The organism is Streptomyces sp. NPDC001135, from assembly GCF_053598395.1.
Map to the genome: position 1 here is coordinate 43,282 of NZ_JBSFKD010000039.1, position 24,674 is coordinate 67,955.

The 24,674-nt window shown below is 68.7% G+C and carries 25 protein-coding genes and 4 pseudogenes; 15 read left to right on the top strand and 14 right to left on the bottom strand.

Annotated elements, in window-relative coordinates; all coding sequences use genetic code 11:
- Nucleotides 1-157 precede the first annotated feature (157 nt).
- A complete protein-coding gene (gene ku / locus ACWC94_RS35135) occupies nucleotides 158-919 on the top strand; it encodes a non-homologous end joining protein Ku (protein ID WP_450801334.1) in 762 nt (253 codons plus the stop codon).
- 174 nt (nucleotides 920-1,093) lie between these two features.
- On the opposite strand, the gene ACWC94_RS35140 is transcribed toward ku, so the two are convergent.
- The gene (locus ACWC94_RS35140; protein ID WP_450801335.1) at nucleotides 1,094-1,330 is read right to left on the bottom strand and encodes a chaplin; all 237 of its coding nucleotides are present in this window, start codon (nucleotides 1,328-1,330) and stop codon (nucleotides 1,094-1,096) included.
- A 149-nt stretch (nucleotides 1,331-1,479) separates the two neighbouring features.
- Nucleotides 1,480-1,842: a DUF6233 domain-containing protein gene (locus ACWC94_RS35145; protein WP_450801367.1), complete on the bottom strand. Its 363-nt coding sequence runs from the start codon at nucleotides 1,840-1,842 to the stop codon at nucleotides 1,480-1,482.
- Here ACWC94_RS35145 and ACWC94_RS35150 point away from each other — a divergent pair.
- Nucleotides 1,726-1,977 carry a hypothetical protein gene (locus tag ACWC94_RS35150; protein WP_450801373.1) on the top strand — a complete coding sequence of 84 codons (252 nt, stop codon included), beginning with the start codon at nucleotides 1,726-1,728 and terminating at the stop codon, nucleotides 1,975-1,977. The two genes, ACWC94_RS35145 and ACWC94_RS35150, sit on opposite strands and share 117 nt — an antisense overlap.
- Nucleotides 1,961-2,374, top strand: coding sequence for a LexA family protein (locus ACWC94_RS35155; protein ID WP_450801368.1), 414 nt, complete (start codon nucleotides 1,961-1,963; stop codon nucleotides 2,372-2,374). Before ACWC94_RS35150 ends, ACWC94_RS35155 begins: the two co-directional genes overlap by 17 nt.
- A gap of 793 nt (nucleotides 2,375-3,167) precedes the next feature.
- Here ACWC94_RS35155 and ACWC94_RS35160 read toward each other — a convergent pair.
- On the bottom strand, nucleotides 3,168-3,635 hold the full coding sequence (locus ACWC94_RS35160) for a hypothetical protein (RefSeq protein WP_450801336.1): 468 nt from the start codon (nucleotides 3,633-3,635) through the stop codon (nucleotides 3,168-3,170).
- 291 nt (nucleotides 3,636-3,926) lie between these two features.
- Here ACWC94_RS35160 and ACWC94_RS35165 point away from each other — a divergent pair, with 291 nt between their 5' ends.
- Nucleotides 3,927-4,667, top strand: a complete 741-nt coding sequence (locus ACWC94_RS35165; protein WP_450801337.1) for a class I SAM-dependent methyltransferase — start codon at nucleotides 3,927-3,929, stop codon at nucleotides 4,665-4,667.
- 65 nt (nucleotides 4,668-4,732) lie between these two features.
- On the opposite strand, the pseudogene ACWC94_RS35170 reads toward ACWC94_RS35165, so the two are convergent.
- A pseudogene (locus ACWC94_RS35170) lies at nucleotides 4,733-4,867 on the bottom strand (IS5/IS1182 family transposase); the annotation flags it as partial.
- 535 nt (nucleotides 4,868-5,402) lie between these two features.
- On the opposite strand from ACWC94_RS35170, the gene ACWC94_RS35175 reads away from it, so the two are divergent.
- A complete protein-coding gene (locus ACWC94_RS35175; RefSeq protein WP_450801338.1) occupies nucleotides 5,403-5,594 on the top strand; it encodes a hypothetical protein in 192 nt (63 codons plus the stop codon).
- A gap of 166 nt (nucleotides 5,595-5,760) precedes the next feature.
- Entirely contained in the window at nucleotides 5,761-6,342 is a 582-nt protein-coding gene (locus ACWC94_RS35180) for a hypothetical protein (RefSeq protein WP_450801339.1), read from the top strand.
- Nucleotides 6,343-6,589: 247 nt separating this feature from the next.
- On the opposite strand, the gene ACWC94_RS35185 is transcribed toward ACWC94_RS35180, so the two are convergent.
- The 4 genes from ACWC94_RS35185 to ACWC94_RS35200 all read right to left on the bottom strand — a co-directional run bounded on the left by ACWC94_RS35185 (nucleotide 6,590) and on the right by ACWC94_RS35200 (nucleotide 11,734).
- Nucleotides 6,590-7,660, bottom strand: a complete 1,071-nt coding sequence (locus tag ACWC94_RS35185; RefSeq protein ID WP_450801340.1) for a polyprenyl synthetase family protein — start codon at nucleotides 7,658-7,660, stop codon at nucleotides 6,590-6,592.
- Between the two features lie 93 nt (nucleotides 7,661-7,753).
- Nucleotides 7,754-9,013, bottom strand: a complete 1,260-nt coding sequence (locus ACWC94_RS35190; RefSeq protein ID WP_450801341.1) for a polyprenyl synthetase family protein — start codon at nucleotides 9,011-9,013, stop codon at nucleotides 7,754-7,756.
- A gap of 415 nt (nucleotides 9,014-9,428) precedes the next feature.
- Nucleotides 9,429-11,054: a sensor histidine kinase gene (locus ACWC94_RS35195; RefSeq protein ID WP_450801342.1), complete on the bottom strand. Its 1,626-nt coding sequence runs from the start codon at nucleotides 11,052-11,054 to the stop codon at nucleotides 9,429-9,431.
- On the bottom strand, nucleotides 11,048-11,734 hold the full coding sequence (locus tag ACWC94_RS35200) for a response regulator transcription factor (protein ID WP_450801343.1): 687 nt from the start codon (nucleotides 11,732-11,734) through the stop codon (nucleotides 11,048-11,050). Before ACWC94_RS35200 ends, ACWC94_RS35195 begins: the two co-directional genes overlap by 7 nt.
- A 382-nt stretch (nucleotides 11,735-12,116) precedes the next feature.
- Here ACWC94_RS35200 and ACWC94_RS35205 point away from each other — a divergent pair, with 382 nt between their 5' ends.
- From ACWC94_RS35205 to ACWC94_RS35215, 3 genes are all read left to right on the top strand, one after another.
- Nucleotides 12,117-12,584, top strand: a complete 468-nt coding sequence (locus ACWC94_RS35205) for a hypothetical protein (RefSeq protein ID WP_450801344.1) — start codon at nucleotides 12,117-12,119, stop codon at nucleotides 12,582-12,584.
- Nucleotides 12,585-12,804: 220 nt separating this feature from the next.
- Nucleotides 12,805-13,224 (top strand): hypothetical protein, encoded by a 420-nt coding sequence (locus ACWC94_RS35210; RefSeq protein WP_450801345.1) that lies wholly within the window; start codon nucleotides 12,805-12,807, stop codon nucleotides 13,222-13,224.
- A gap of 389 nt (nucleotides 13,225-13,613) precedes the next feature.
- Nucleotides 13,614-14,111 (top strand): SigE family RNA polymerase sigma factor, encoded by a 498-nt coding sequence (locus ACWC94_RS35215; protein WP_450801346.1) that lies wholly within the window; start codon nucleotides 13,614-13,616, stop codon nucleotides 14,109-14,111.
- Nucleotides 14,112-14,782: 671 nt separating this feature from the next.
- On the opposite strand, the gene ACWC94_RS35220 is transcribed toward ACWC94_RS35215, so the two are convergent.
- Nucleotides 14,783-16,084, bottom strand: coding sequence for an MFS transporter (locus ACWC94_RS35220; protein ID WP_450801347.1), 1,302 nt, complete (start codon nucleotides 16,082-16,084; stop codon nucleotides 14,783-14,785).
- A 101-nt stretch (nucleotides 16,085-16,185) separates the two neighbouring features.
- On the opposite strand from ACWC94_RS35220, the gene ACWC94_RS35225 reads away from it, so the two are divergent.
- Nucleotides 16,186-16,638 carry a winged helix-turn-helix transcriptional regulator gene (locus ACWC94_RS35225; protein ID WP_450801369.1) on the top strand — a complete coding sequence of 151 codons (453 nt, stop codon included), beginning with the start codon at nucleotides 16,186-16,188 and terminating at the stop codon, nucleotides 16,636-16,638.
- Nucleotides 16,639-16,852: 214 nt separating this feature from the next.
- Entirely contained in the window at nucleotides 16,853-17,587 is a 735-nt protein-coding gene (locus ACWC94_RS35230; protein WP_450801348.1) for a hypothetical protein, read from the top strand.
- Here the strand turns inward: ACWC94_RS35230 and ACWC94_RS35235 are convergent.
- Together ACWC94_RS35235 and ACWC94_RS35240 are read right to left on the bottom strand one after the other, a co-directional pair.
- Nucleotides 17,503-18,369: a transposase gene (locus ACWC94_RS35235; protein WP_450801349.1), complete on the bottom strand. Its 867-nt coding sequence runs from the start codon at nucleotides 18,367-18,369 to the stop codon at nucleotides 17,503-17,505. The genes ACWC94_RS35230 and ACWC94_RS35235 overlap by 85 nt on opposite strands.
- Nucleotides 18,370-18,603: 234 nt before the next feature.
- Nucleotides 18,604-19,446, bottom strand: coding sequence for an ArsR family transcriptional regulator (locus tag ACWC94_RS35240; RefSeq protein WP_450801370.1), 843 nt, complete (start codon nucleotides 19,444-19,446; stop codon nucleotides 18,604-18,606).
- Between the two features lie 94 nt (nucleotides 19,447-19,540).
- Here ACWC94_RS35240 and ACWC94_RS35245 point away from each other — a divergent pair, with 94 nt between their 5' ends.
- Nucleotides 19,541-20,863: an MFS transporter gene (locus ACWC94_RS35245; protein WP_450801350.1), complete on the top strand. Its 1,323-nt coding sequence runs from the start codon at nucleotides 19,541-19,543 to the stop codon at nucleotides 20,861-20,863.
- A gap of 52 nt (nucleotides 20,864-20,915) precedes the next feature.
- Here the strand turns inward: ACWC94_RS35245 and ACWC94_RS35250 are convergent.
- A pseudogene (locus tag ACWC94_RS35250) lies at nucleotides 20,916-21,859 on the bottom strand (IS5 family transposase); the annotation flags it as partial.
- Between the two features lie 160 nt (nucleotides 21,860-22,019).
- On the opposite strand from ACWC94_RS35250, the gene ACWC94_RS35255 reads away from it, so the two are divergent.
- The 3 genes and pseudogenes from ACWC94_RS35255 to ACWC94_RS35265 all read left to right on the top strand — a co-directional run.
- Nucleotides 22,020-22,718 carry an SDR family oxidoreductase gene (locus ACWC94_RS35255; protein ID WP_450801351.1) on the top strand — a complete coding sequence of 233 codons (699 nt, stop codon included), beginning with the start codon at nucleotides 22,020-22,022 and terminating at the stop codon, nucleotides 22,716-22,718.
- Between the two features lie 155 nt (nucleotides 22,719-22,873).
- Nucleotides 22,874-23,014: pseudogene (locus ACWC94_RS35260) on the top strand (RidA family protein); the annotation flags it as partial.
- 97 nt (nucleotides 23,015-23,111) lie between these two features.
- Nucleotides 23,112-23,264: pseudogene (locus tag ACWC94_RS35265) on the top strand (IS5/IS1182 family transposase); the annotation flags it as partial.
- Here ACWC94_RS35265 and ACWC94_RS35270 read toward each other — a convergent pair.
- Together ACWC94_RS35270 and ACWC94_RS35275 are read right to left on the bottom strand one after the other, a co-directional pair.
- On the bottom strand, nucleotides 23,224-24,075 hold the full coding sequence (locus ACWC94_RS35270; RefSeq protein WP_450801352.1) for a transposase: 852 nt from the start codon (nucleotides 24,073-24,075) through the stop codon (nucleotides 23,224-23,226). The pseudogene ACWC94_RS35265 and the gene ACWC94_RS35270 overlap by 41 nt on opposite strands.
- A 51-nt stretch (nucleotides 24,076-24,126) precedes the next feature.
- Nucleotides 24,127-24,528 carry a hypothetical protein gene (locus ACWC94_RS35275; RefSeq protein ID WP_450801353.1) on the bottom strand — a complete coding sequence of 134 codons (402 nt, stop codon included), beginning with the start codon at nucleotides 24,526-24,528 and terminating at the stop codon, nucleotides 24,127-24,129.
- Nucleotides 24,529-24,674: the final 146 nt, after the last annotated feature.

Below are 24,674 nucleotides of genomic sequence, written 5' to 3' on the forward strand. Positions count from 1 at the left end.
CGAGGAGCGTGCCACGCGCGGGTAATGAGTGGGCCCGGCCGACACGGCCGGGCCCACTGGCGTGAAAGAGACGCTCTTGCGGCGGTTGGGAGGGATCGGGCTTATCGGACGCGCCGCAGGGTAGGTGAGTCATGCACCTGCCCCGCAGACTCCGTGGTTGGCGCGACCGCGGACCACAGCATCGGCTTCCACCAGTACCACCTCGAAGACGCAGGTCATCCCGGTCACGGACGAGGGCCTGGGTAACCTCCCGCTGCCGACCGCGAAGGCGATCGAGATCGACGCGTTCGTGCCACTGGAGTCCATCGACCCACTGAAGATCGCTGAGGGCTACTACGTTCAACCGTCCAGCCAGGTCGCGGCCAAGCCCTACAAACTACTTGTTCAGGCCCTCGGCCGCACGGCCAAGGTGGCCGTCGCGAAGTACGCCTGGAGCGGCAGGAAGAGACTGGGCCTGCTCCGCGTCCGTGACGACGTCCTGGTCCTTCACGCCATGCGCTGGCCGGACGAGATCCGCGACCCCACCGAACTGCTCCCTCCTCCGGTTGAAGTGTCCGACGAGGAGATCGAGGGCGCGCTCGCCCTCATGGACACCGTGACCGTCGACAAGCTGGAGGGCCCGGATTTCACAGGCCGCTACACCGAGGCGAGCGCCCAGATCATCGGGGCGAGACGCGAGCAGAAGCCACTCCCCGAGACGCCGGAGACCGAACAGCCGGCTCAGGTGCTCGCCCTCATGGCCGCACTGCAGGAGTCCGTGCCGAAGGTCAAGGCCGCCCGCGGCGAGGACACCGGGCCGGCCGAGGTGCACGAACTGCCGAAGCCGAAGAAGAAGCCAGCGGCGAAGAAGCAGCCCGCCAAGAAGGCCGCGGCGAAAAAGGCGACCGCGAAGAAGACGGCGGGACTGCCCGCCGCGTAGCGCCTGAAGGCGTGTCCGGTGGACGGTTCCTTGCCCACCGGACACGCCCGAGCACTGCCGAGCCGGACGACGGTCCGGCTTGGCCGCCCATTTGTCCGGCTTATGTCACGCGTGATCCGGCGGGCGGTCCCAGCCGGGAGCGCCCGCCGCGAGGCTATTCCGGGCGGATTCGCGTCAGTCGTTGACGCAGACGTTGCCGAACGTCGGGTTCAGCAGGCCTACGATGTCGATGCTGTTGCCGCACGCGTTGATCGGCACATGGATCGGCGCCTGGATCACGTTGCCGGAGACGACGCCGGGCGAGCCCACCGCTGCGCCTTCGGCGCCGGAGTCGGCGAAGGCGGCCGCGGAGCCTCCGAGGATGGCTGCCGCAGCCAGGGTGCAGGCAGCGACGGTGGTACGGATACGCATGTTCCCTCCCAGGGATGGTGGTCTCGAACCGGCGGTGCCAGTCGGCAGGACTGCCCGAGCAGCGCCGGCCGCAGGGAAGAAGATCTCCGGCTCTGTCCCGTACAAACGATTCAGGCGCCCGGTTCCATCGAACCGGTGACGATCTCGATTCATCCTGCACAAAGCCAGTTGAGCAACCGCCCCACCGGACACCCTCTAGCTGAGGACGCCCAACTCGGCGTCCGGTCGGCAGTGCGGGCAGGCCGCGACGCCCTCGGCCGCGCCCTCACTGCGGTAGATCGTTCGACACCTTTGCTGCGCCCTCCGGCGTTCCAGCAGCCGTCGGCGTGGACGTATACGGCCGCCGTCTCACGGTTGAGGCCGACCTCCAGCAGCCAGTCGGGTGCCGGCGGCCGGTGCTGCTCGCCCTGCTGCCGCTCGTGCTCGCGCCGTTCCTCATCCGCGATCCACTGGTCGATCTGGTCCAGCTGTCGCGCGGTCTGCTGCTCGACGACGCGGCGGGCGAACCGCAGCGTGTCGAGACGGGTCAGCGGGGAATCGTCGTGCACTTGGGTGTTCCTCCGCGCTGCGCTGGCGTGCTTCGCCTTGCCCATCCGGCAGGCGATCGCCGACCGCGGCGAGGTACCGGCAGTGCAGGAGATCGGTGACACGGTCGGTATGCGCAGCCGGGCCAGCGTGCACTACCAGCTGGTCGAGCTGGAGACGAAGCAGGCGATCGTCCGTACGCCGGGCCGGGCGAGAGTGATCCGCCTCGCATGCCCAGCCCGGGCCGCTACTACCTGCTGCTGGCCACCGTCGGGCGGTCGGTGCAGCACGGCTGGTGGGGGCGTGAGGACGTCGCGCGTGACAAGCTCCGCGACAGCGTCGACCAGTACGCGGGCGCCATGCTCGCAGCCCGCGTCACCTTGTTGGACGACGACAGCGGAGTCGCCCTGGACGCATGGCAATGTACGCGGCGGAGGCCTGTTCCCGTCGACCATCGGACGGGTCACCGTCGCGCAACCCGCACACCGGGGGCATCGCACCAGGACCCGGCCGCCGTAACGCCACAACCTGCCGCCATGATCTCTGAACCGCTCGAAACGCACATGCCGGGAACCCACGGCCTGAATGATGCCAGCCCATCGACGCCCAAGCTGCTGAATATCGGCCCACCGTCCTTTCCTCCGCAAGCACGGTGCAGGACCGGTCCCCAACAGATGGGCCACAGGATCGCCGATCGCTTGACGCGCACGCGACCTGAGATGTCTTGCAGGTAACAGACCGCGGCCCGCCTCGACCGCGGGCGGGTACTGCCGGGCGGGGAGTTGTCGCCGGCTCAGTGCGTGCTGTACCGGGTCGGGATCCACCGCGAGCTCGGCGACGTCGACCGCGCCCTGGCGTACGCCGCGGTCCGAGAATCGGCCGTGCTGCCCACGCCGGAGCGCAGGGGGCCCGCACGGCGACCGACACCGCCCGCGTCCTGCTGGCCGCCGGCGACGTGCCGAACGGTAGGGAGCGGGGCTCGGCTCGTTGACAGGCAGGTCGAACAGGGGGTGGGCGGCCTGCCCGCTCCGGCCAGCAGCCGGGCGAGCTCCGGCCCCTCCGCATCGGGGGACCATCCCCGCACACGAGGGGAGCGCACTTGCTGACCTGCATTCATACCGCGCCGTCAGCTCGCTTCTCATTACTTTCACCGAATTCGGCATCACGGACCAAGCCCCTCCGTCTCGCTGAGGCGTAGCCCACGGCCTCTGCACCAGCGACCGATTCATGGTGCTCGTCGGTTACTTCGGCTGCGATGCCAGCTCGAGGCGGCTTTGGCGTGAGGAGCACAATTGCTGAGCTCCAGAGGAGTCTAGGGCCATACGACCTCGCCGTCTCGGACCACCAAGGGCTCGAACTGGTCCGACTCGCAGAACCTGGTCCAGCCCAGGCGGACCGTGCCGATGGAAGCGCGGTACCGGTCATCCACTTTCGTGGCCAGCCAGCTGAGCAGTTCACCAGTGCGGTCGAATTCGTCGGGGTGAATCTCCTGCCGAACCGTCAGGACCCATGCGTGGCCCTCTTCAGAGCGTTGCAGCACCGAGACGAGTACTCCGCCGATCTTCCACGCCTCAGCGTGCTGACCCAACAGAGGCACCGGGTCGTCCACCATGACGGGCTCGCCGTGACCGTCCTCCTCCACGACCGGGAAAACGGGCACGATGCAGAGATTCTTCGGCTTGGGGCCCAACCCAAGATGCCATCGAAGCTCAGCAAGCTCCTCATCCGAGAGAGCCTCGCTCAGGTTCAGAGCCATGGAAAGTTCGTAGATGTCCGCCACAACGGCAAGTTATCGCCCCGGTACGACAATCCACCGACACTGCGCCTCGGCAGCCCTCGCGGCGAGACAGCAACGAGTTACCAACGGATGCGACGACATGCGAGGGAGGGATGCCAGTCACGTGGTCAGCGGGCCAGGTGGCCGGCTCGACGGGGGACCATCCCCGCGGGCGCGGGGAGCACTTGGGCTCGTCCGGCGGATCACGGGCCGAGTCAGGGCCGGACCGGGGCGAGGGCCGGCCACTGCCCTAAGGGTGTTGACCGCCCCGGCAGGCAGTGCTGGAGTCGGCACGTGGACAGCATCCCCGCCAACCGGCGGTTCTGGAACCAGATCAGCAGCGCCTACCAGCACGAGCACGACCCGCAAATTGGCGCCGCGCCTCGGCTGTGGGGCATGTACTCCATCCCCGACGCGCACCTGCACGCCCTGGGCGACGTCACCGGCAAGCGCGTCCTCGAACTCGGCTGCGGCGCCGGTCAGTGGTCCAGGGCGCTCGCCGCCGAGGGTGCCACCGTGGTCGGGCTCGACCTGTCCGAAGCCCAACTCGCCGCGGCGGCCCGCGCGATGGGAGCGGCCCGCTACCCGCTAGTGCAAGGCGCCGCCGAACAGCTCCCCTTCGCCGCCGACAGCTTCGACCTGGTGTTCTGCGACTTCGGTGGGCTCAGCTGGGCGCCCCCGCACCTGGCCGTCCCGCAGGCCGCACGCGTCTTGTGCCGAGGCGGGCGCCTGGTGTTCAACGTCGCCAGCCCATGGTTCGAAGCTTGCTACGACGAAGCCGCCAGCCGCGTGACCACGACGCTGCAGCAGGACTACTTCGGGCTGAACACCATCGCCGAAGACGACGGCGCGACCAGCTATCAGCTCACCTACGGCGACTGGGTCAAGGTCCTGCGCGGCGCGGGTCTCATCATCGACGACCTCATCGAGCCGCGGCCCGAACTCGGAACACCCAACGGCTACAACGAAACCGACCCACCTGACTGGGCACACCGCTGGCCGGCGGAACTGCTCTGGGTAACCCACAAACCGTAAGTTCCGCCGCGCCGAGACGCGAAGGCATCCCCTCGCCGGGCAGGCCTAAGGGCCTGTCCGGGTGATCACCGGCGGAGCCAGAGCCGGATCGAGGCGAGAGTGACGGTCCCGTGGAAGACGTAGGTGCGTTTGTCGAAGCCGGCGGGCCGTCCGCCCCTGCCGCCGCGTCTTTTGCGGTGGGCCCGCTGCCGGTGCGGTTGGGCGGGCAGGCTCTCGTCGGCGGGCGGCATGATGCGGCGCATGAGAGACGACACTGTGCGTGATCAAATCCGGTACCTGAGTGGGAGTATCGAGGCTGAAGAGGCGCCTGTTCTGGTTGCTGGGGAGGGCTGGCCTGGGCCGACGGACGAGGGGGTCAGTGCGTTGAGGGCCGGTGGATTCACGGATGAGCAGGTTCGCCTGATCCTCAGGTGGGGGCCCGGTCGCGCAGGCGCGTATGCCGATCTGCTGCAGCGCATCGTTGACCAGTTGGAAGCGCTCAGTTCCGTCAGACGGCCGGCTCATAAGGTGGCCGTGCGGCGCGGCATTCACTCGTTGCTGCATCTGTCCCGGAACGCACCGGGCTGGGAACCGACATGGGACCGGACTTCCCGTATGCGCGCCTGAGAATGGTGAGCAAGGAGCGAACTGCCGGGGTGCTTGCTGACGCCGAACAACGGACGGCAGGAGGCGCCGCAGGTTGATGGAACAGTCACGTCCGTAGTCGCTCCCCAAGCGGGGCTGGCCTACGCAGCGGTGCAGACCTCGGTGGCCGCGGCCGGTCTGGACATGGTGCCGGCTGTCTGCCTGCTGCTGGGCGGAGGCTGGGCGGTGGGTATGGCGGCCCTGGGTATGGCCGCGTTCGCCATCCGGACCCGCAGCCACCAGTCGTGTACGGCGGCCAGGGCAGCATCGACGGGTGTCGAGCGGGCTGCTTCGGTGCCGTGACCGGCCTGGTGAGTGCGTCGTTTGGTTGATGGACGCCGCGCACGGCGGCAACGTCATGGGGAGGGCGGGACTTACCTAGGTGGCGCAATGCAACCGGGCTTCGACGGCTTCACCTGACGTATCAGCCCTGTCTCCTGTCGGTGCTCCCGACCAGGCCGAGGAGCTGGTGCCGCGCGGTGAGGCGCGCTGGGCGTGGCTGCTCAGTGACGGCGGCGAACCGCGGAACTGGATGCTGGGCCTGCCCCCGCTGGTGGGCTGGCACGCCAGCAAGTGGCCGGGGCTTGGCTGGGGCGTGGTGGCGGCGGTGTTCACCGCGGTGGTGCCCACGCTGATCCTTCGTTTCGGTGAGCGCCGCCGGTACTGGGGCGACCGGCATGTGCGGCGGCGGCAGGACCGCATCGTGGCCGCTCCCGGGGTGATGGCCACGGTTCTCACCGGCACCGCCCTGCTGTACGCGCTGGATGCTTCCACGGCGGTGGTGGCTTTGGTGGCGGCGATGGTCGCCGTTCTGCTCGCCTTGCTGGTGATCACGTTCTTCTGGAAGGTGTCGGTGCACTCCGCGGTGGCTTCCGGTGCTCTGGCGATCCTGGTGACGGTTTTCGGGCCCTGGATGCTCGTGTTGACGCCGCTGGTTGTTTTGATCGGTTGGTCCCGCGTCCGGTTGGGCTGCCACACGGTGGGCCAGGTGGCCGTCGGGGCACTGGTCGGTGCGACGGTCGGCACTTGTGTCAACATGTTCCTGGGGTGATGGGCTCAGTCCTCGCTCTCGTCGGCCTGCGTGAGCACGTACCGGATGAGCCCAGCCCGGTCCCTCACTCCTGGGCGAGTGTGCTTCCACATCGACGCCGCTGTCCCGGTGTCGAGAGCCGTCCCGGACGCCGGCGCCAGGTTCTGGCAGATCTGACTGCCCAGGTGCCGCCGAGCGCGGGCTTCGACGCCCGCACTCGCACGGACCACACCGTCGGGACCCGTCACGCCTGTCCTGCGCGCACTGCTCACACGGCTCGCTCGACGCTCCACAGTGGCAGCTGCTCGAAGAAGGTGACCGCCTCCTCTCGCCACCGTGACCGCCAGCCGGCGGCAACTGCGGACGCCTCCCGGGCATAGCGGTGCATGTCCGCCTGCATCCTGCCCGTCACGCCCCGGCGCTCCCCAATCTCCCGGACCATCGCGACGGCCTCCGGTGGACAGGACGGGTCGCTGAGCGCGGCCTGCAGTACGCGGCGCTCGGCATCGTTGACGGCCGCCAGCAGGGCACGGACGGTGTAGCTGTGCTTGCCGTCACGCAGGTCGGTGCCGCTCGGCTTGCCCATGGCGGTCGCGTCCCCGAACAGGTCCAGGTAGTCGTCGCGCATCTGCCCGCAGATTCCCACCAGCCGCGCATAGTCGCGCAACTCCTTCTCGAAGAGGGCCGGCTCCTCGCCCGCGGCCAGGAGGCCGAGCTGCAGGGGCGCGAGGATCGAGTAGCGGGCGGACTTGTAGTCGGCCACGCAGTGCAGGATCTCCTCGTCCGGTGCGGCAGCGAAGTCGCGTTCCAGGTCCATGATCTGGCCCAGGAACGTGTCGGCTGCCGTCCGGGTCTGCACCTCGACCATGGCCTGCCGCACCGCCATGGGTACCGTCGCCTCCAGCAGCACCTGCAGCGCCAGGGCGAGGGCGAGGTCCCCTGCGAGCACGGTCAGTCCCAGGGCCGTCTGCGGGTGATCGGGGAACCGCTCGCGGTAGGCGTAGTAGGTGGACGGGCCGCCACGGCGGATGGAGCTGTCGTCGATGAGGTCGTCGTGCACCAGACCGTGGGTCTGCAGCAGCTCGATGCTCAGTGCGGCGGCGTCCAGTCCTTCGACCGGCTCGTCCGTCACCAGACGCGCCGCCTCGTGCAGCAGAACGACCCGCATCCTCTTCCCGCCCCGCAAGGACAACTCTCTCAGCAATCGCAGGCAGTCCGGAGTGAACCGGCTGAAGGACGGCGCATCGAGTCCGGCGCTCACCCGGTCGAAGTACTCCTCGAAGAGCGTGTTGAACCGGCGCTCGTATCCGGCGGCACGCCTGAGGACCTGCTGGGTCATGACGCGTTCTCCCTGATCGGGGTCTGTCGGGGGACACTGCTGTAGACGTGCGACGGTCCGGGTTGGTGCCCCGGGCCTGCCGTCGCGGAAGAGTCAGGAGGTGTACTGGGTGGCCTTGACCGCAAGGCCACGCAGAGCACGATCCGCGGCCGGCGGGAAGCCGGCTCCGTCCAGGACCCGTAGGACCTGCTCGTAGCGGGACCTGATCATCCGCTCGGTCTCCTCCCGCGCCCCCGTCGCCTGCAGCACGTCCCGGATCCTTGCCGCATCACGCTCCTCCAGGTCGCCTCGGCCCACCAGGCGGCCAAGCAGCTCCCGCTGGACCGGATCAGCACGCTGCAGGCCCAGGGCCAGCAAAACGGTCCGCTTGCCCTCCCGCAGGTCGCTCAGGCTCGGAGCGCATGCGCCGTCCGGGCTGCCGAAAACGTCCAGCAGGTCATCCCGCAACTGGAATGCCTCCCCCAGCGGCAGCCCCAGCCTGGTGAACGCATCCATCACGGCCTCATCGGCCCCGGCCACGGCAGCCCCCAGCTGAAGCGGCCGTTCGATGGTCGCAGTGGCGGTCTTGTAGCGGATGATCCGCATGGCTGCCTCGACATCGTCGGCGCCCCGGCCGGTGCCCATGACGTCCACGTACTGGCCGTACATCACCTCCTCCAGCATCGCGTCATACAGCGCATGGACCAGCCGCTGCCCTCCGGGCTCCAGCCGGCCGGCGTGCAGCAGTTCCTGTGACCACGTCAGCGCGAGGTTGCCCACCAACAGCGCGCCGCCCGCACCCAGCCGTTCAGCCCGCTCGTCGGCCCCCAGCCGGGTGCGCATCACGCGGTGGACCGCCGGTCGGCCGCGGCGGCTGGGCGAGTCGTCCATGATGTCATCGTGGATGAGAGCGAAGGCCACGAACAGCTCCAGCGACGCCGCCACCCGCACCGCCGACGTCGCATCTCCATGGCCGCCGGCGGCGTGCCAGCCCACCACACACAGAAGTGCTCGGATTCGTTTCCCGCCGGCGGCCAGGAAGTCGCGTACGGTCTGGGCCACCTCCGGCGGGTGCCCCCGCTCCGCCGCTGCACCGGCCTTGCCGACGAGAAAGTCCTCAAGCACCGCATCAACCTGGCGTTGCACCGCGCGCAGATCGATCGCCTGCGTATCGATCACACTCGACGTCACGACACACCACCCCCAGCCGGGCAGCATGTCGGCTTCTTGGCGACGGGCCAGGATGCGCGATGGCTGGATCCCGTGCCAGGGCGCTGATGACAACCGACGCCGCTCAGCAGCCGCGTCACCCATTTGATCTGCATGATCCGCCCAACGATCCAGGCCGCTGAACAGCACGCGCGGTGTGGTCATCTCCCGGACACGGGGACTCGCTCATCTCGGCAACCCGGCAGTGTGTTTCAGAATGCGGTCAGGTGATGGCCGTCTACAAAGTGACACTCGCAGCTAGCGGTTGCCCTCGCAGCGGGGCGGACCACCGTCACCATCGGTGACTAATCGCCAGCGCTGACTGGCAAACTGTCGAGCCCCGTACTCGCCAACTGACCAGCGCCATCTGACGCGGATGGCCGAGCCGGACGCCGAACCCCCGAGCAACTGCGCCGCCTGCTCGAAGGCATCACGCCCCTGGTGCAGATGATCGAGGCGGACATGGCCGTCCTCGGCTTCACTGTGTGCTCCCGTACTGGAAGCGCGACGCCCGGGCCCTGACCGAAGCCGCTTGCTGCCAGGCCCCGAGGACGCGAAGTCAGCCCATGGTCATGCCCGTTCAACGCACACGTGCGGTGCGGGCGGCGAGCAGTTCGTCGGCGGCTGCGGGCATGCCTTCGTCGCGGAGAATGTCGGCGAGGCCGGTGACTTCCCAGGCGGGTGCCTGCCGGGCGACGTGGCGGAGCAGTGCGTGGAGGTGGTGGTCACGTCCGGCTGTGATGAGGGCGCGTGCCAGGTCGGGCACGACGTCTTCGAGGGGCTGGTGAGCGGCGTTGTGGGTGAAGAGCGCGGGGATGTCGTCGGGCTGGTCCCAAGCGTGCAGGAGTTCGGTGACCAGCGGCAGGACGTCCTCGTGGGCGACGGGCAGCCGTACGGTGAACCGGGCGCCTGGTTGGTCTTCGTGGCTGGGGGCGAGGGTGAGGGTGCCGTGGTGGAGTGTGGTGATGCGGCGGGCGATGGCCAGGCCGAGGCCGGTGCCCCCGGCGTCCCGTGTGCGGGCGTCGTCGAGCCGACTGAAGCGTTCGAAGACGGTCTCCCGGTGTTCGGGCGGGATGGGCGGGCCGTCGTTGGCCACGTCGAGTACGGCTTGTCGGCGTTCGTGGTCCAGGGTGAGCGTGACGGCGATGGTGGTGGCCGCGTGGCGTGCGGCGTTGCCGAGAAGGTTGGCCAGGACGCGGGCGAGCAGGCCCGGGTGGCCGGTCACGGCCACGGGTTCGTCGGGTGCGGTGACGACCAGGCTCAGGTGATCGGGTACGTCACGGCGGGCGACCGCGTCGCGGATCAGGTCGGGCAGGTCGACTTGCTTGGTCAGGAGGGTCTTCGAGTGTGGGGCCTGGGTGTCGAGGCGGGCCAGGAGCAGCAGGTTCGTGGTGATGTCCTGGACATGAAGAGTGTCGTGCAGAGCGTCACGGGCGGCGTCGGGCCAGTGGGCGTTCCCGGACGGGGCGAGCGCGAGTTCGAGTTCGGCGCGCAGACAGGCGAGCGGGGTGCGCAGTTCGTGGGCGACGTCGGAGGTGAATTGCCGTTGCCGGGCGGCCGCTTCATCGAGCCGGTCCAGGGCGTTGTTCATCGTCGCCACCAGTTGCGTGAACTCCCGGCCGCCGCGCGCCGTCGGTATGCGCTGGTCGAGGCTGCTCAGGCTCAGTGCGGCGAACTGTTTGCGTATTCCGTCCAACGGTTTCAGGGCCCGGCTGACGACCAACCATGTCCCGCCGGCAGTCATCAGGGTGAGCACCAGCGTGCCGCCGGCGAGCCACCACACGGTGGTGTTCAGGCGTTGTTGGTCCGCCCAGACGTCCGGCGGGAACGTCCCGTCGGCCTGTTGCGATGCGACGAACGTGGCGTCGTGCGGGTCGGTCCATGGCCACAGGGACAGGTGTTCGCCTCGGACCAGGGGGCGCGTGTCACGCTGGTCAGGGGACGAGTCGGGAGGCGGTTCGATGCAGGACGTGTTGTCGGGACCGGTTTCGCACACGGGCGACTCGGCCACCTCGGCGCTTGTGCCGTTGGTGACCTGCTCGATCGCCGAGGCCACCAACGAGTTGCGCACGGCGACGGCGCTGGCGACAGCGGCCAGCGTCAGCAGGACGGCGGCCAGGGCGGTCGCGGCCAGTGTCAACCGCAGTCGCACGCTGCCCAGGCGCAGACCGCGCTCGGCTCGCCCGTCCCTACGAGCCCTCAGCATGCGCCCTCCGGGGCAACGTCGAGCCGGTAGCCGACCCCTCGGACGGTGCGGATGGACCGCCGTCCGAAAGGGGTATCGATCTTGCGGCGCAGGGCGCTGACGTAGACCTCGACCACGTTGACGTCTCCGTCGAACCGGTCGTCCCAGACGTGCTCCAGGATCTCCGTCTTCGTGACCGTCTGACCGCCGCGCCGCGCCAGGTACTCCAGGACCGAGAACTCCCGCACCGTCAGGGCCACTGGCACCGTGCCGCGACGGCAGTGCCGGGCCGCGGGGTCCACCTCCAGGTCCCCGACGCGCAGCACGGCGGGGCGTTGCGGCTGTCCGCGCCGCATCAGCGCGCGCAGCCGGGCCAGGAGTGTCACGAACGAGAACGGCTTGGTCACGTAGTCGTCCGCACCGACATCCAGGCCTTCCGCCTCGTCGTACTCCCCGTCCATCGCCGTCAGCATCAGCACCGGCGCCCAGATGCCCGCCTCACGCAGCCGGCCGCACACTCCGTATCCGTTCAGGCCCGGCAGCATCACGTCCAGCACAATCGCGTCGTACGGGTTCTCGCCCGCCCGCTCGAGCCCCGACGGTCCGTCGTGCACGACATCGACCGCCCATCCCTCACCGGCCAGGCCGCGCCGCAGCAGCTCCGCCATCCGCCGGTCGTCCTCAACCACCAGTACGCGCATGGCTCCAGCATGAGGGAATCCACCTGTGGCCAACCTGAAGAACCGGACACCGTCCGGGAGTTGACGCACGGGCCTTACTTTCAGAAACCTTCAGCTTCTCCACAGCCCCTGGCTGCCACAGTCGTCGCCTGGCAGGGCGTTCCCCACGCCACGCCGTCAACGGCTCTCGCGCGCTTTTCATTGAGCGTGCTGCGCCTTGCCCGTGAACTGCGACGTCGCCATTGATCAGGGTGGCGGACCCGGCTGTCCGTTCAATGGCGCGGCCGGGAAAGTCGAGGTCGTACGGCACCGGATCTGCACGTCAGGTCCGGCTGTTCACCGGCCGCCATCTCACACGCGGCCGTTCCGGAAGGCAGTAGCCCCTCGTTCGAAGGAGCACCTGGTGTCGATCACCACCATCAGCAGGCCGATCGCCCTGGCCGTGGCCGCCCTGGCCCTGAGCGGCGGGCTGGGCGCCGCGGCTTCAGGACAACCCGCTCAGGCAAGGCCCGCATCGCCGACGGTCATCGAGTACTCCTCCGACGTGCGGCACATCCGCTTCTCCAATCTCCCGTGCACGGCCCAACTCGACGCCAGGAAGACGGCGCCCGGACACTGGTTCGTGGTCGCCACGTTCCGCAAGAGGACGGATGCCGGCATTTGCGCCTACTACCTGGGGCGCAACAAGGGCCACGGAGAGTACAGAACTCTGTCGCACGGGGTTCTGCGAAGGAACAAGGTCCATCAGACCGCCTGGTACTGGCACGGGCCCGGCTACCACGTGGTCATGGGACTTGACGACGGGTCCGAGAAACGACAGAGCGCGCCGTACCGACCGGCTGCCAAGGGATCCACTGGGCGCTCGTACTGACCCACCTCTCCGGTGGGCGGCCCCTCATCACGGGCCGTCAATTCCGGGCCGGGCTGCTGGCCGGCGCGAGGGGAGCGGCCAGCAGCCCGGTCCTCCGCCCTGTTCGGGCGGAAGGCCGTTGCCCAAAACCCGTCACGGACCGCCTCGAGATCGGGTCGGTCTGCCCCTGTAACGACCCAAGTGCGCCGCGAAGTACGGTTCCAGTGAAAGGAGTACAGCAATGTCCTCTACTGTGCGCAGCAGCTTCGCGTTGGCCGCGACCGCCCTCGCTCCGGCCGGCGGCCTGGCCGTGGCCGGTCCCGCACACGCCGATGCGCAGGGCACGCAGCATGTAGCCGCCCAGCCCTCCACACTGGTGCCGGTGTCCGACAACACCTCGGCCGCCAGCGTGAGGCAGATCCGCATCAAGGGCACGCAGGTGGCCCTGCGGGAGTGCCCGCGCACCGGTTGCCGGGTTGTCACACGGGTGTCCCATGCGACCCTGCGGGCGTTCCGCCAGACCAACCGGCACACCACCAAGGTTGCGGGAAGCAAGTGGTGGACGAAGGTCACCCTGCTGCATGGCAGCGACCCGGCCTGGGTGAGCAACCACTACGTACGCGGAGCGGCCCCCAAGGTCCCCCATGTGCCGGGCTGCTGACGGCCGCCACCAACACCAACCACCCCTGCGATCCAGGACATCATCAACCAGCACACGGACTACCCCATATGGCTGTCCGTCGACGGCAGCTTCGGCCCCGACACTCTCGCGGCGGTCAGGTGGCTCCAGAGCCACCACCACGTTGCCGGGGCGCGGACGGCGTCGTCGGCAGCCACACCTGGGACTACCTGCGCCGCTGACCGATACCCGGCAGAGCACGGATCCACTCGGCCCTCTCGGCAACCGCACCACGACCTGACGACTCGGCCGGCACGGAACCGAGCATGAGCCGACGCCGGGGCGGGCGGGCCTGCGCCTGCCCACCCGGTGTCGCTCCGCCACACAGTACGTACTTACCGCTCATGCCCGCGTGTGAAAGGAGCCCACGCATGGATCCCCGCAAGCATCGCACCACTGTGCTGGAGTTCGAGGAGTACGTCCGTACCCGGCACGACGCTCTGCTGCGCAGTGCCCGGCGCCTGGTCGGCGACCCACTCGACGCCCAGGACCTCCTGCAGATCGCGTTGTTACGCACGTACCTCCAGTGGGAACGCATCGCCGACAAACGGCTCGCGGACGCCTACCTGCGCCGCGTCATGATCAACACGCGCACGGAGTGGTGGCGGGCACGGAAGCTGGAAGAAGTTCCGACCGCGCACATACCCGAGGCGTCCGTCAAGGACACCAGCGACCAGCACGCCGACAGGGCCTTGTTGACGGAAGTCCTGAAGCGTCTGGCCCCCAAGCAGCGCAGCGTCGTCGTGCTTCGGTACTGCGAGCAGATGACCACGTTCGAGACCGCCGCCACTCTCGGCATGGCCCCCGGAACGGTCAAAAGCACACTGCACCGCGCCCTCACCCAACTCCGTCAGGAGATCGCGCGCTGAGATCGCCATAGTCCGGTCAGCTTGGGAGACAGCCCAGTCCGACCGAGCCAGCCGATACCCGCGTCGACGGCGCCAATCCCTCGATGGTCCATCTGGCGAGCGGACGTGGACCACACACGGTCCGCCTTCGGAAGATCACAGTGGGCTCGGGCCTCCGCCGTATGGGTGCGCGGCTCGGACGTACTGCATGGCTGTGTAAGGGGCAGGCCGAAGAGACGGATGAGGTGGACGGGGTCGGCAGTATGTTTGGCCTGTCAAGAATGCGGTCCATCCGCAGGCGGCGGACCTGCAGGCCCAGCCGGCGTAGTGATTTGTTGATCGCCTGGGGGCTGACGGCCGGGTGGGTGTCGTCGACGGCAGTGCACATGGTCACGAGCAGGTAGGGGTTGGTGCCGCGACTCAGGTCGAGGTCGTCCAGGAGCAGATGGCGCTGCTCATGGCCGCTCACCGCGTGCACGGCGGGGACGAAAGCGTGATGGAGTGGCCCGCACGTGATCGACACTGGCGACATCGACGTCTTCCTCGGCCTGGACGTCGGCAAGGGCGAACACCACGCCACCGCCGTCACCCCGGCCGGGAAGAAGGCGTTCGACAAGCGCCTGGGGAAGTCCAGCGAGCGGCGGGCCGTCGGTGAGCCGGGGTTGTCTGCTCATTCAGTGCCCGGGAACCCGTCACAGGTGCCTACGGCGTCGCTCACACGAGGGCTTCCAGTCTTCCTTGCGCGGGGTGACCTGGGCGGCGGGGTCCGGGGTGCTGTGTCGAGCGAGCGCCCACAGCGAGAGCCCGAGGCAGCTGAACGCGGCACCCAGTGCGCATACGGCGTCCCAGCCGGCCACCGTGTAGAGGGAGGTCGCGGCGATGGCGCCGGTGGCGCTGCCTATCGAGTAGAAGACCATGTATCCGCCGATCAGCCGGCTGCCGGCGTCCGGGTGCAGCGCGTAGATCAGGGTCTGGTTGGTGACATGGACGGCCTGCACGGCGAGGTCGAGAAGGATCACCCCGACGACCAGGGCCCAGAGTGAGCTGCGGGTGAAGTACAAGGGCAACCAGGAGGCGGCGAGCAGTACCAGGGCGATGCCGGTGGTACGCCGGGAGAGTCCGCGGTCGTTCAGTCGGCCCGCCACGGTGGCGGCCAGGGCGCCGACGACACCGATCAGCCCCAGTGCCCCGATCGCGCTGTGGGGCAGGAAATACGGGGCGTCGCTGAGCGGCAGCGCGATGCTGCTCCACAGGGTGCTGAAGGCGGCGAAGATCAGCAGACCGAACAGGGCCCGGAGCCGCAGCAGCCGTTCCGTTGCGAACAGGGTGATCGTGGAACGCAGGAGCTGTCCGTAGCGCAGGGCTGTCGGCGGAGCGTCACTGTGGCGCGGCAGCACTCGGTACAGGACCAGGGCGAGCAGTGCGGTGAGCGACGCCGAGACGAGGTAGACCGAGCGCCAGCCCGCGAGGTCGGCCAGGAGGCCGGACACTGTGCGGGCGAGCAGGATTCCGATGACCACGCCGCTGGTGACCAGACCGACGACCCGTCCGCGCTCGGCGGGCGGGGCCAGTGATGCCGCGAAGGCCACCAGCGTCTGCGTGACGACGGCGAGAAGCCCCACTGCGGCCATGGCCGCGAGCAGGAGCGCCGCTGTGCGGGCGGCGGCTACTACGGCCAGTGCCACTCCGAGGAGCAGCAGCTGGGCCACGATGAGCCCTCTGCGGTTGGCCACGTCGCCCAGCGGCACAAGGAAGAAAAGTCCCAGCCCGTATCCGACCTGCGTGAGGGTGACCACGCTGCCCACAAGTGCCGGGCTCATGCCGAGGTCATGGCCCATGGTGACCAGGAGCGGCTGGGAGAAGTAGACGTTGGCCACCGCAGCCCCGCAGGCGACAGCGAACAGCATGACGACGCCACGGGACAGGACGAACGCGGAACTTTCCCCGCTTCGAGCCCCGGTCTGTTGTGTCACAGCCTCAGCGCTGTCGGGCATATCGGTCCACCACTCCCCATATCTAGTTGCATCTTGCTACCGATCGGGGACGGTACCGGTCTTGGTAGCATGTTGCAACCATCGTGAAAGTGAGGGACGCCATGGTGAGCAGGACACGCTTTGAGGACAGTGAATGTCCCGTCGCTCGGGCGGTGGACGCGATCGGCGACTGGTGGTCACTGCTGATCGTGCGGGACGCCTTCGACGGAAGCCGGCGCTTCGGAGAGTTCCAGCGCAGCCTCGGCGTGGCGAAGAACATCCTCACCGCGCGACTGCGCACCCTGGTCGCTGGCGGTGTCCTCGAATCCGTCCCCGCCTCGGACGGCAGCGCCTACCGCGAATATGTACTGACCCCGAAGGGCAAGGCACTCTTCCCCGTCATCGTGGCACTGCGACAGTGGGGCGAACAGAACTTCTTCGCCCCTGGCGAATCGCACTCACTGCTGGTCGACCGCCGCCAGGGACAGCGACTGCGCCCACTGGAAGTGCTGTCTGCGGACGGGCGCCGGCTCAACCCTGACGACACCGCCGTCCACAAGATCGCCACTCAGTGATCCGAGCCGGAGACTCGGCGCCGACATACCGTTCGAGCGGCAACTCCCGCCCGCCAGCGAGCGCGGGCCTACCTGAGGAAACAAACCGAGCAACTCCGAGGAAAAGCCGAGCGCCGCGTGGGGAAATTCTGGGTCCTGGCCGCGATTCGGTGAAGGATCTTGGAGTCTCTCGGCCAGGTGCGGCCCGTCCGGAGTCGCCTGGTTGGATGAACGCATGACGGATTGGTCGAAACTCATCGACGCGTGCGGTTCAGCAGGGCACGTGCCTGCTCTCTTGAACCGGTTCGAGGCCGATCCCAGAGGTGTGTGGTCCGAGCTGATGGACCACCTGTGTCCGCAGCTGGACACCGCCTTCACCGCCAGCTTCGCGGCACTCCCGCGCTTGGCCGAGATCGCGACCGCGGCCAGCCCGGAGACCCTGGGCGGGGTGCTGTCGGCTGCGGGGGCCATCGCTTCCTGTTCGCCCGGGTTGTCCGAGCCCGACAGCCCTCTGACGGTCTTCTCGGTTCCGATCGCGATTCTGCACGACCTCACCGATAGACGCCTGAGCCAGACGGCCGAGGCCGAGGAATACGTGAACCTGCTGCAGGCCCTGCTCTCCTTCGAGGGCGTCGAGATCTGGGACCGCTCTTTGGACGGCCTGCAGACTGGGGAGTACGAGGTCGACTGCCCCTCTTGCGGCGTCAACATGTTCGTCGTGATCGGACAGGACGACTACTTCTGCTGCACCGACGACTACGCGATGCAAGAAGTGCAGAAGTCACCCCTCCAGCCGGCGCGCAGGCAGCAGCTGGAAGGGCTGCCGCGGAGGTTGTTCACGCGGGCCTTGGAGGACGGTCAGGAGGGCCTGGCTCATGGCGTCCGTCACCTGTTCGGGCGGGCCGCCTGCCCTGACTGCGGGACCGACTTCTCGGTGGCCGAGCGGGTGGTGGCTGGCTGGAGTCCCTGACCGGCCCTGGGCTGTACACGGGCGAGGATTCGGGTCCGGAGCAGTCGGAAGCCGGCTCGGCCGTACACGGCTCTCTTGATCGTTTTCACAGGATTGACATGGCCTTCGACCTTGCCGGCGCTCCATTCGAGGGTGAGCCCGGCGGTGACAGCGTCGAAGTCCTGGCGGAGGAACGCGGCGAACTTGGCGACCGGGAGAACGTCGGACTGTTCGGCCTGGCGGATCCAGGCAGGCAGCAACTGACCTCGACGGTTGCGGACGAGGTCCGTGAAGGCCCGGACGAGGTCGCAGGCTCGCGCAATGTCCGGGCAGGCAAGGCGGGCCTGGTCGAGGTGCTCGACCTCCTGGGCGCTGAGGCGCTCGCGGTTGCCCATGATCCAGGAGGCGATCCGGCGCGGGCTTGGGATTTCCGCTGGTGCAGCCGGGGCCGTTCCGGCTTTCAGCGTTCGGAGGTAGGGGGTGAGTGTCGAGTACCCGCCGCGGTATCCGCGTTCGCGGATGTGCTGGAACAGCCTGCGGCCGTTGGTGATGCCTGCGGTGTACTGCTGTTGCGGATACGGCTTGAAGGCATCCAACTTCTCGGGGCGGCGGTCGCGGGCGCTGTCGAGGAGGTGGTCGAGACTGGTGTCGCGGTAGCGGCGGACCGTCTTGCGGTCGAGACCGAGGCGGCGGGCGATGTCACTGAGCGGATGGCCGGCCGCGACCATGCGCGTGATCTCGGCGTGGTGCTGGAGAACGCGCTGCACGATCCGCGTGGGCGGCAGGCCGTCCACCAGCGGCATCCGGATCGGGTGGTCACCTCCCCTTTCCGCGTGCTTCTTCAGGCACGGCCGGTGCTGGTGACAGACCTTCTCAACCGCGGAGGTGCGAGGCGGCTCGGCGGCTTTGCGGCGTCCGGCTGGGCAAGCCGGACGCCGCAACCGCGCACGTCAGGAAGGCAGACGGGCGCGGCCGGACGCCTTGTCTGCGGCGTTGCCCGTCGGCTCAGCCTCTTGGGGCCAGTCTTGCGGCGGGGCTCAGCCGCGTTCCAGAAGGGCGATCGCGAGGTCGCTCGCCGTGTAGTTGACCTCTCGCCGGTAGCGGTGGCTGGTCACCAGGCCGGCCTCGCGCAGGACCGCGAGGTGCTGGGAGACCGCGCCCAGGCTCAGGCCCGTGCGAGCGGCCAGCTGGGTCGTGGTGGTGGGCGTGCTGGTGAGGGCCAGCAGCCGCGCCCGGCTGCGGCCCAGGAGGCGGGCCAGGCTGTCACCGGCTGGCTCCCGCCGCTCCCACAGGGTGCCGACGGCCCGGGTCGGGTAGATCAGGGCGGGCTGGGCCCCGCCGTCCCCGGTGAGGAATCGGCAGCCGACCGCGAACGCCGTGGGCGCCAGGGTGATCCCGGAGCCGCCCAGACAGGCTGCGGAATCAGGCAGGTCCGGCGAGAGCAGAGTGTCTCCGGACCAGGTCAGCGCCGGGTTCAGGTCGGCGAAGACCTGCCGGATGCCGTCTTCTGCCAACTGCCGTGTCCGGTGGGCGATGTCCGCCTCCAGTACCGCACGAATACGTGGCCAGTACGGCTGGACCGCGGCTCCCCACCAGGCCCGTACCGCGTCCGCGAGCCCGGGGGCCGGGGGCAGGAAGGCCAGTTCCTCCTCGATCTCGGCGAGCGGGCAGCGCGGCGGTGGCGTGCGAACCAGCGACTTGAGGGGTGCGGTCCGTTCGGCCAGATTCGCATTCCGCAGCAAGGCCGAGGCCGAGCGGATCCACGGCAGATGAACCACGTGCAGGCCCGGGTCCAGAACTGCCCGGTAGCTGGCGAGCGTCTCCCACAGCGGTGACATCGCAAACCTGACGTTGACGATGTCATCCACGCCGAACCGCATGGCACCCACGCCGATTCCCCCCGCCGTTCCCCCACGTTTTCGCCCAGGCTAAAACAATGGCGGCTGCGGCAGCACGCTGGTGATCCTTCCCGTCATGACGCCATCCTGCCGGTCCGGCCTCAGGCCGTCCCGCTCCAGCCTCTTCTTCCACTCCGACTTCCGCAGGTTCTGGACCGCCGACTCCGTCAGTCAGGCCGGTGCCGCCGTGACGCTCGTGGCCCTTCCGCTGGTCGCCATCGGCCCGCTGGACGCCACACCGTTCCAGACGGGCCTGCTGACCGTCTTCGAGTACCTGGCCTTCCTGGTCATCGGCCTGCCCGCCGGCGCCTGGGTGGACCGCGTCCGCCGCCGTCCGGTGATGACCGCCTGCGTTCTGACCCGGGCGGTCCTGCTCGCTTCGATCCCGGTCGCCTACCGACTGGACGTGCTGACGATGGGCCAGCTGTACGTCGCCGCCTTCGGCATCTCGGTGTGCACGGTGTTCTTCGACGTGGCCTACCAGAGCTATCTGCCCCATCTCGTCAGCGACGGCCGGCTGCTGGAGGCCAACGTCAAGCTGGAGGCCACCCGCAACATCGCTCAGGCCGGCGGGCCGGGCGTGGGTGGTGTGCTGGTCGGGGCACTGACGGCACCGGTGGCGGTCGTCGTCGACGCGGCCGGCTTCGTGGCCTCGGCGCTCCTGTTGTCGCGAATCCGCAGCAGCGAGAGCGAACCCGCGGGCCGCTCCGGGGCGGGCCTGCGGTCCGAGATCGCCGAGGGGCTGCGGTTCGTCTTCGGTGACCCGCTGCTGCGGGCGATCACCCTGACCGCCGCGATCTCCAACCTGGCCGCCATGATCGGCGCGTCGATGATGCTGGTGCTGCTCAACGGCGAGTTGGGGCTGTCGCCGTTCCTGTGCGGTCTGGTCTTCACCGCTGAGGCGGTGGGCGGCCTGCTCGGCAGCATGCTGACCACGAGGATCGCCGCCGCCATCGGGCAGGGTCCCGCGATGTGCCTCTCGGTGGCCGTCAGCGGCGTGTTGTGGATGCTGGCGCTGCCGATGTTCCAGTCCGACTGGCGTTTCGCGGTCGGAGTCGTGCTCCAGGGCCTCGGCTGGGTCGCGTTCATGACATTCAAGATCAACTCGGTCGTGTTCCGACAGCAGTTGTGCCCCAGACCGCTGCTCGGCCGGATGACGGCGTCGGTCCGATTCGTGGTCTGGGGAGGCATGCCGTTGGGCGCACTCGCGGGCAGTGTGCTGGGGCAGGCCATCGGCGTGCGGCCCGCGATGTGGGTCGGTGTTTCGAGCGAACTCCTGGCCGTCATACCAGTGTTGCTCTCGCCGCTGCGCACGGTGCGTGAACTGTCCGGCGTACCGGCGGATGCGGACGCCGACGCTCGGGCTGCCGCCACCGGGCTCGCGCACGACGGCTCGTAGACAGCTTCAGGACAGACCCGGCCTCACGAGACCTGCCAAGGCCAAGCCGGGCACGTCTGCCCATCATGAGGGCCGCGGCAGTGACGGTGCCGAGGTCGACACAGGCGCGTTTGTCGTACCTGGTGGTCACCGCGCGGAAGTTCTTCAGCCGGTTGATCGTCCGCTCGACGGTATTGCGCTTCTTGTACCGCTCCTTGTCGAAGCCGGGCGGCCGGCCACCGGCGCTGCCGCGCCTGCGGCGACCGGCCGCCTGGTCGGCCTTCTCCGGGATGACATGCCGAATGCCTCGTTTCCGCAGGTAGGCACGGGTACGGCGATTGCTGTAGCCCTTGTCCGCGCTGACGCTGTCCGGTGTGGTGCGGGGCCGACCGGCAGCCAGGCGCGGCACCCGGATCCGTTCCATGACCGGCTCGAACTGGGTGCAGTCCGCCCGCTGCCCGGGTGTGACGAGCATCGACAGCGGGCGGCAGCGACCGTCCGCGCTCAGGTGGGGTTTGGTGGTGAAGCCGCCGCGTGAGCGGCCGAGCGCCTCACCTCCTGCACCACCTCCGCCAGGAGGTCGATCAGTTCCGCCCGGATCCGAGCGTTCCCGACCGCCTTGCCAAACCCCCTTTGGGACGCGGTGGCGGCGCCAGCCAGGCGCCAGCCAGGCGCCAGCCGGGCGCCAGCCGCGTGCTGGTGGGCTCGAACGGAGGTCGAGTCCACGGACACATCCCAGTCGATGTCGCAGGCCGCGTCAGCCTCGGCCTGGACCCGCTGGAGGAGCAACTCCCAGGTGCCGTCCGCTGACCAGCGGCGATGCCGCTCGTGCACCGTCTTCCACGGCTCGTAGTGTTCCGGCAGATCGCGCCACTGCACGCCTGTCCGGATCCGGTACAGCACTCCGTTGACGACCTGCCGATGGTCCCGCCATCGACCGCAGCGTCGGTTGCTCACTGGCAGGTGCGGCTCAAGTCGTTCCCACTGGGTGTCAGTCAGATCACCCCTAGGTCCCACAGTCCTGTCAACCACTCAACTGATCGGCAGGGCACTGCCTAACTCCTGATCCGCAGACAGGAGCGGAGCGGTCGGAGAAAGCCAGGAGCGAGCGTCGAAGATCGCTGGGTATAGTGCAGGCGCTTTGCCCCGATGACCCCGTCGCCGAGGAGGCTGTCCCATGGACCCCGTCACGCTGATCACCGGTGGCTCGACCGGAATCGGCGCCGCCACCGCCCGCGCCCTGCTCAAGCAGGGCCACCGCGTGGCCGTCACCGGACGCGACGCGGGCAAGCTGGCCTCCTTCGCCACCACCTCGGGGGCGGGCGAGCGGCTGCTGACGATCACCGGCGACGCCAGCGAAGCGGATGACGTCGCCGCCGCCGTCCGCCACGTGCTGGACACCTGGGGCCAGCTGGACAACGTCATAGCCAACGCTGGTTTCTCCCTGCCCGGCAACCTGGAGACCCACGCCCCTGAGGACATGCGCGCCATGATCCTCACCAACGTCCTGGGCCCCGCCCTGCTGATCCAGGAGACCCTGCCCCACCTGAGGGCCTCCAAGGGCCGAATCGTGATCATCGGCTCGGTCGCCGGCGTCCGCCACACCCCTGGCAACCTCTACTCCGTCACCAAGTGGGCCGCCCACGCCCTCGCCGAGAACACCCGCCTCCTGGTCGGCCAGGACGGAGTCGGCGTCACCGTTGTCGCCCCCGGCATCGTGGACACCCCCTTCTGGCACGCCCGCGGCGGCACCCCCGAGGCAGCCGCCACGATGACCGCCGAGCAGATCGCGGACACGATTGTGTTCGCCGTCAACCAGCCCGCGGGCGTGGACATCAACCACATCACGATGCGGCCGACAGGGCAGGTTGGCTGAGGTGGATCTCCCAAGGGCCGTACGGGGAGGTGCCTTTGGCTCCGCCAAGCATGGTGTTGCGCGGGCCGGGGGCGCCTTCGGATCTGGGCCGCCACCCCGCGGCGTTCCTAAGCACCGTTACCGCCGTTGCCTTGATCATCTGGCTTTGGACTTGTCCCCCACTCCTGGAGGGCATCTCCCGGGCGGCCGCGAAGCTGGGCATCACCCCGGTCCCGCCGGCCACGCTGCTGGGTGTCGCGGCCCTGGACGTCCCCGACCATCTGGTCGAGATCGAAGCCACCGCGATCCTCGACTAACAGATGCCCTTCGCCCACTGAGCTCAGAAGTGCCAACGAGAAGCGGGACAGAGGATCCCCCGCTGACACGCAGTCTCAACGGCACCCCGTCGTCCCCTGGAAGATCCTCCGCGACTGCCGCCTCAAAGACGAAGGCGTTCACCGCAACGTGCTCGGCATCGCCCTCCTGCACAACCTCACCCTCGCCGGACGAGGCGCAGCGTCGCTGGTCAACCGGCATGCCGTAGATCATTTACGGGACAGCTCTTAGTTGTCGCATGTGCAGGCTTGTTGTCGCCTCCGGGGTTTGGCGCCGGCTGTCGGCCGGGTCGTCGGGGCGTCGAGGCAGGAGGGCTGGGCCCAGCGGAAGCCGGGTGTAGAACATGCGAGCGGCCCCGCGCGCCGGGAACGATGCGCGGGGCCGCTGTGGCAGCGGCATGCTGATGGACACGGACGATGGTGGAGTCGACCTGGACGAGCCAGCCGATGCCGCCGGCCTCGTCCGCTTGTGCCTGGGTCTCCTGGAGCGCTCGCTTGAACACGCCGTCCAGCGCGCAGCGGCGGAAGCGGGTGCAGACCGTCTTCCACGGCCCATAGCGTTCCAGCAGGTCGCGCCAGGAGACCCCGGCCCGGATCTTGTAGACCATCCCGTTGACGACCTGCCGGTCCTTCACACGCGGACAGCCCGTCGCAGCCCGCGGTATGAGTGGAACGAGTAACTCCCACTCATGATCGGTGAGTTCGTGACGGCGTATCACCCCACCGTGACCCAATATCCGATGACCTTTGAAGACGAACCCTAGAAGTCCGCCCCGTAGAACTGCTGGTTGCGCCTCCCACTTGTCGCTGCTGCCGTCACAGGAGTGCAAATGCACTGTGGAGCCCAGGTTGCTACCGTCCGGCCGCAGGCACACGCCGGGGCTGAAGTTCGTGTACAGGTTGATGCCAGTATCGGCGTGGGCCGGGACGGCAGCCAGGGTGCCTGTAAGGGCCAGCCCGGCGGTCGCGGCGACAATGCCCAGCGTCCTTCTGAACTTCTTCAGTCTCCCCGTCCGATGCGCGCGGCCCTGTGCCGCGCCCATGCCAGGCCCCGCGCACCGGGAACGGGGGGCCGCTGTGTGTCTACGGCTGGATCAGCAGTGCGGCAAGTCCGTCCAGTGGAACCTGTATGCGCCGTCCACGAACGGCGCGAAGGTCCAGGCCACCGGAGCAAGGTAGCCCCAAGGGCCGTCCGCCGCCTTGAACGCCGAAGTTCGGTACCAGACGTCGCCCATGTTGCCGACGTTCCCGCCGGACACCCAGCAGTCCGCCAAAATGGACATGCCTCGCGAGAGGACGAGGCCGTCGTCGACCTTGTCGCATCCCGCGTCGGCGCACTTGTAGACGCCCACGTGGTATGGGGTGTCCAGCTGGATCACCATCGGCTCGGAGCCGTGGTTGTTCGGGTTCGGGTCGGCGGACGCCTGAGAGGTCACACCCAGGATGGATGCCCCAGCCATGGCGAGCGCGGCCAGCGCCTTGATCGAACGGGTCATAGTGTGTTCCCCCCTGATGACTCCAGCCCCCGCGAGGCCGGTCCAGTTGCCACTTTCCGGGCGTCATACGGCCCCCTGCCGAATGGGGTGCACAGACTTTGTTCCACCGATCACGTCGGTGAACATCATGATCTAGGCTAAGGACT

What these genes read in the sequence shown, in the direction of transcription:
- ACWC94_RS35210 (WP_450801345.1), top strand. Translation starts at nt 12,805, where the DNA reads ATGTCCTCTACTGTGCGCAGCAGCTTCGCGTTGGCCGCGACCGCCCTC.
- ACWC94_RS35140 (WP_450801335.1), bottom strand. Translation starts at nt 1,330, where the DNA reads ATGCGTATCCGTACCACCGTCGCTGCCTGCACCCTGGCTGCGGCAGCC.
- ACWC94_RS35220 (WP_450801347.1), bottom strand. Translation starts at nt 16,084, where the DNA reads ATGCCCGACAGCGCTGAGGCTGTGACACAACAGACCGGGGCTCGAAGC.
- ACWC94_RS35200 (WP_450801343.1), bottom strand. Translation starts at nt 11,734, where the DNA reads ATGCGCGTACTGGTGGTTGAGGACGACCGGCGGATGGCGGAGCTGCTG.
- ACWC94_RS35235 (WP_450801349.1), bottom strand. Translation starts at nt 18,369, where the DNA reads ATGCCGCTGGTGGACGGCCTGCCGCCCACGCGGATCGTGCAGCGCGTT.
- ACWC94_RS35190 (WP_450801341.1), bottom strand. Translation starts at nt 9,013, where the DNA reads ATGACCACACCGCGCGTGCTGTTCAGCGGCCTGGATCGTTGGGCGGAT.
- ACWC94_RS35185 (WP_450801340.1), bottom strand. Translation starts at nt 7,660, where the DNA reads ATGACCCAGCAGGTCCTCAGGCGTGCCGCCGGATACGAGCGCCGGTTC.
- ACWC94_RS35230 (WP_450801348.1), top strand. Translation starts at nt 16,853, where the DNA reads ATGACGGATTGGTCGAAACTCATCGACGCGTGCGGTTCAGCAGGGCAC.
- ACWC94_RS35240 (WP_450801370.1), bottom strand. Translation starts at nt 19,446, where the DNA reads ATGCGGTTCGGCGTGGATGACATCGTCAACGTCAGGTTTGCGATGTCA.
- ACWC94_RS35195 (WP_450801342.1), bottom strand. Translation starts at nt 11,054, where the DNA reads ATGCTGAGGGCTCGTAGGGACGGGCGAGCCGAGCGCGGTCTGCGCCTG.
- ACWC94_RS35215 (WP_450801346.1), top strand. Translation starts at nt 13,614, where the DNA reads ATGGATCCCCGCAAGCATCGCACCACTGTGCTGGAGTTCGAGGAGTAC.
- ACWC94_RS35255 (WP_450801351.1), top strand. Translation starts at nt 22,020, where the DNA reads ATGGACCCCGTCACGCTGATCACCGGTGGCTCGACCGGAATCGGCGCC.
- ACWC94_RS35225 (WP_450801369.1), top strand. Translation starts at nt 16,186, where the DNA reads ATGGTGAGCAGGACACGCTTTGAGGACAGTGAATGTCCCGTCGCTCGG.
- ACWC94_RS35270 (WP_450801352.1), bottom strand. Translation starts at nt 24,075, where the DNA reads ATGGGCGCGGCACAGGGCCGCGCGCATCGGACGGGGAGACTGAAGAAG.
- ACWC94_RS35275 (WP_450801353.1), bottom strand. Translation starts at nt 24,528, where the DNA reads ATGACCCGTTCGATCAAGGCGCTGGCCGCGCTCGCCATGGCTGGGGCA.
- ACWC94_RS35245 (WP_450801350.1), top strand. Translation starts at nt 19,541, where the DNA reads ATGACGCCATCCTGCCGGTCCGGCCTCAGGCCGTCCCGCTCCAGCCTC.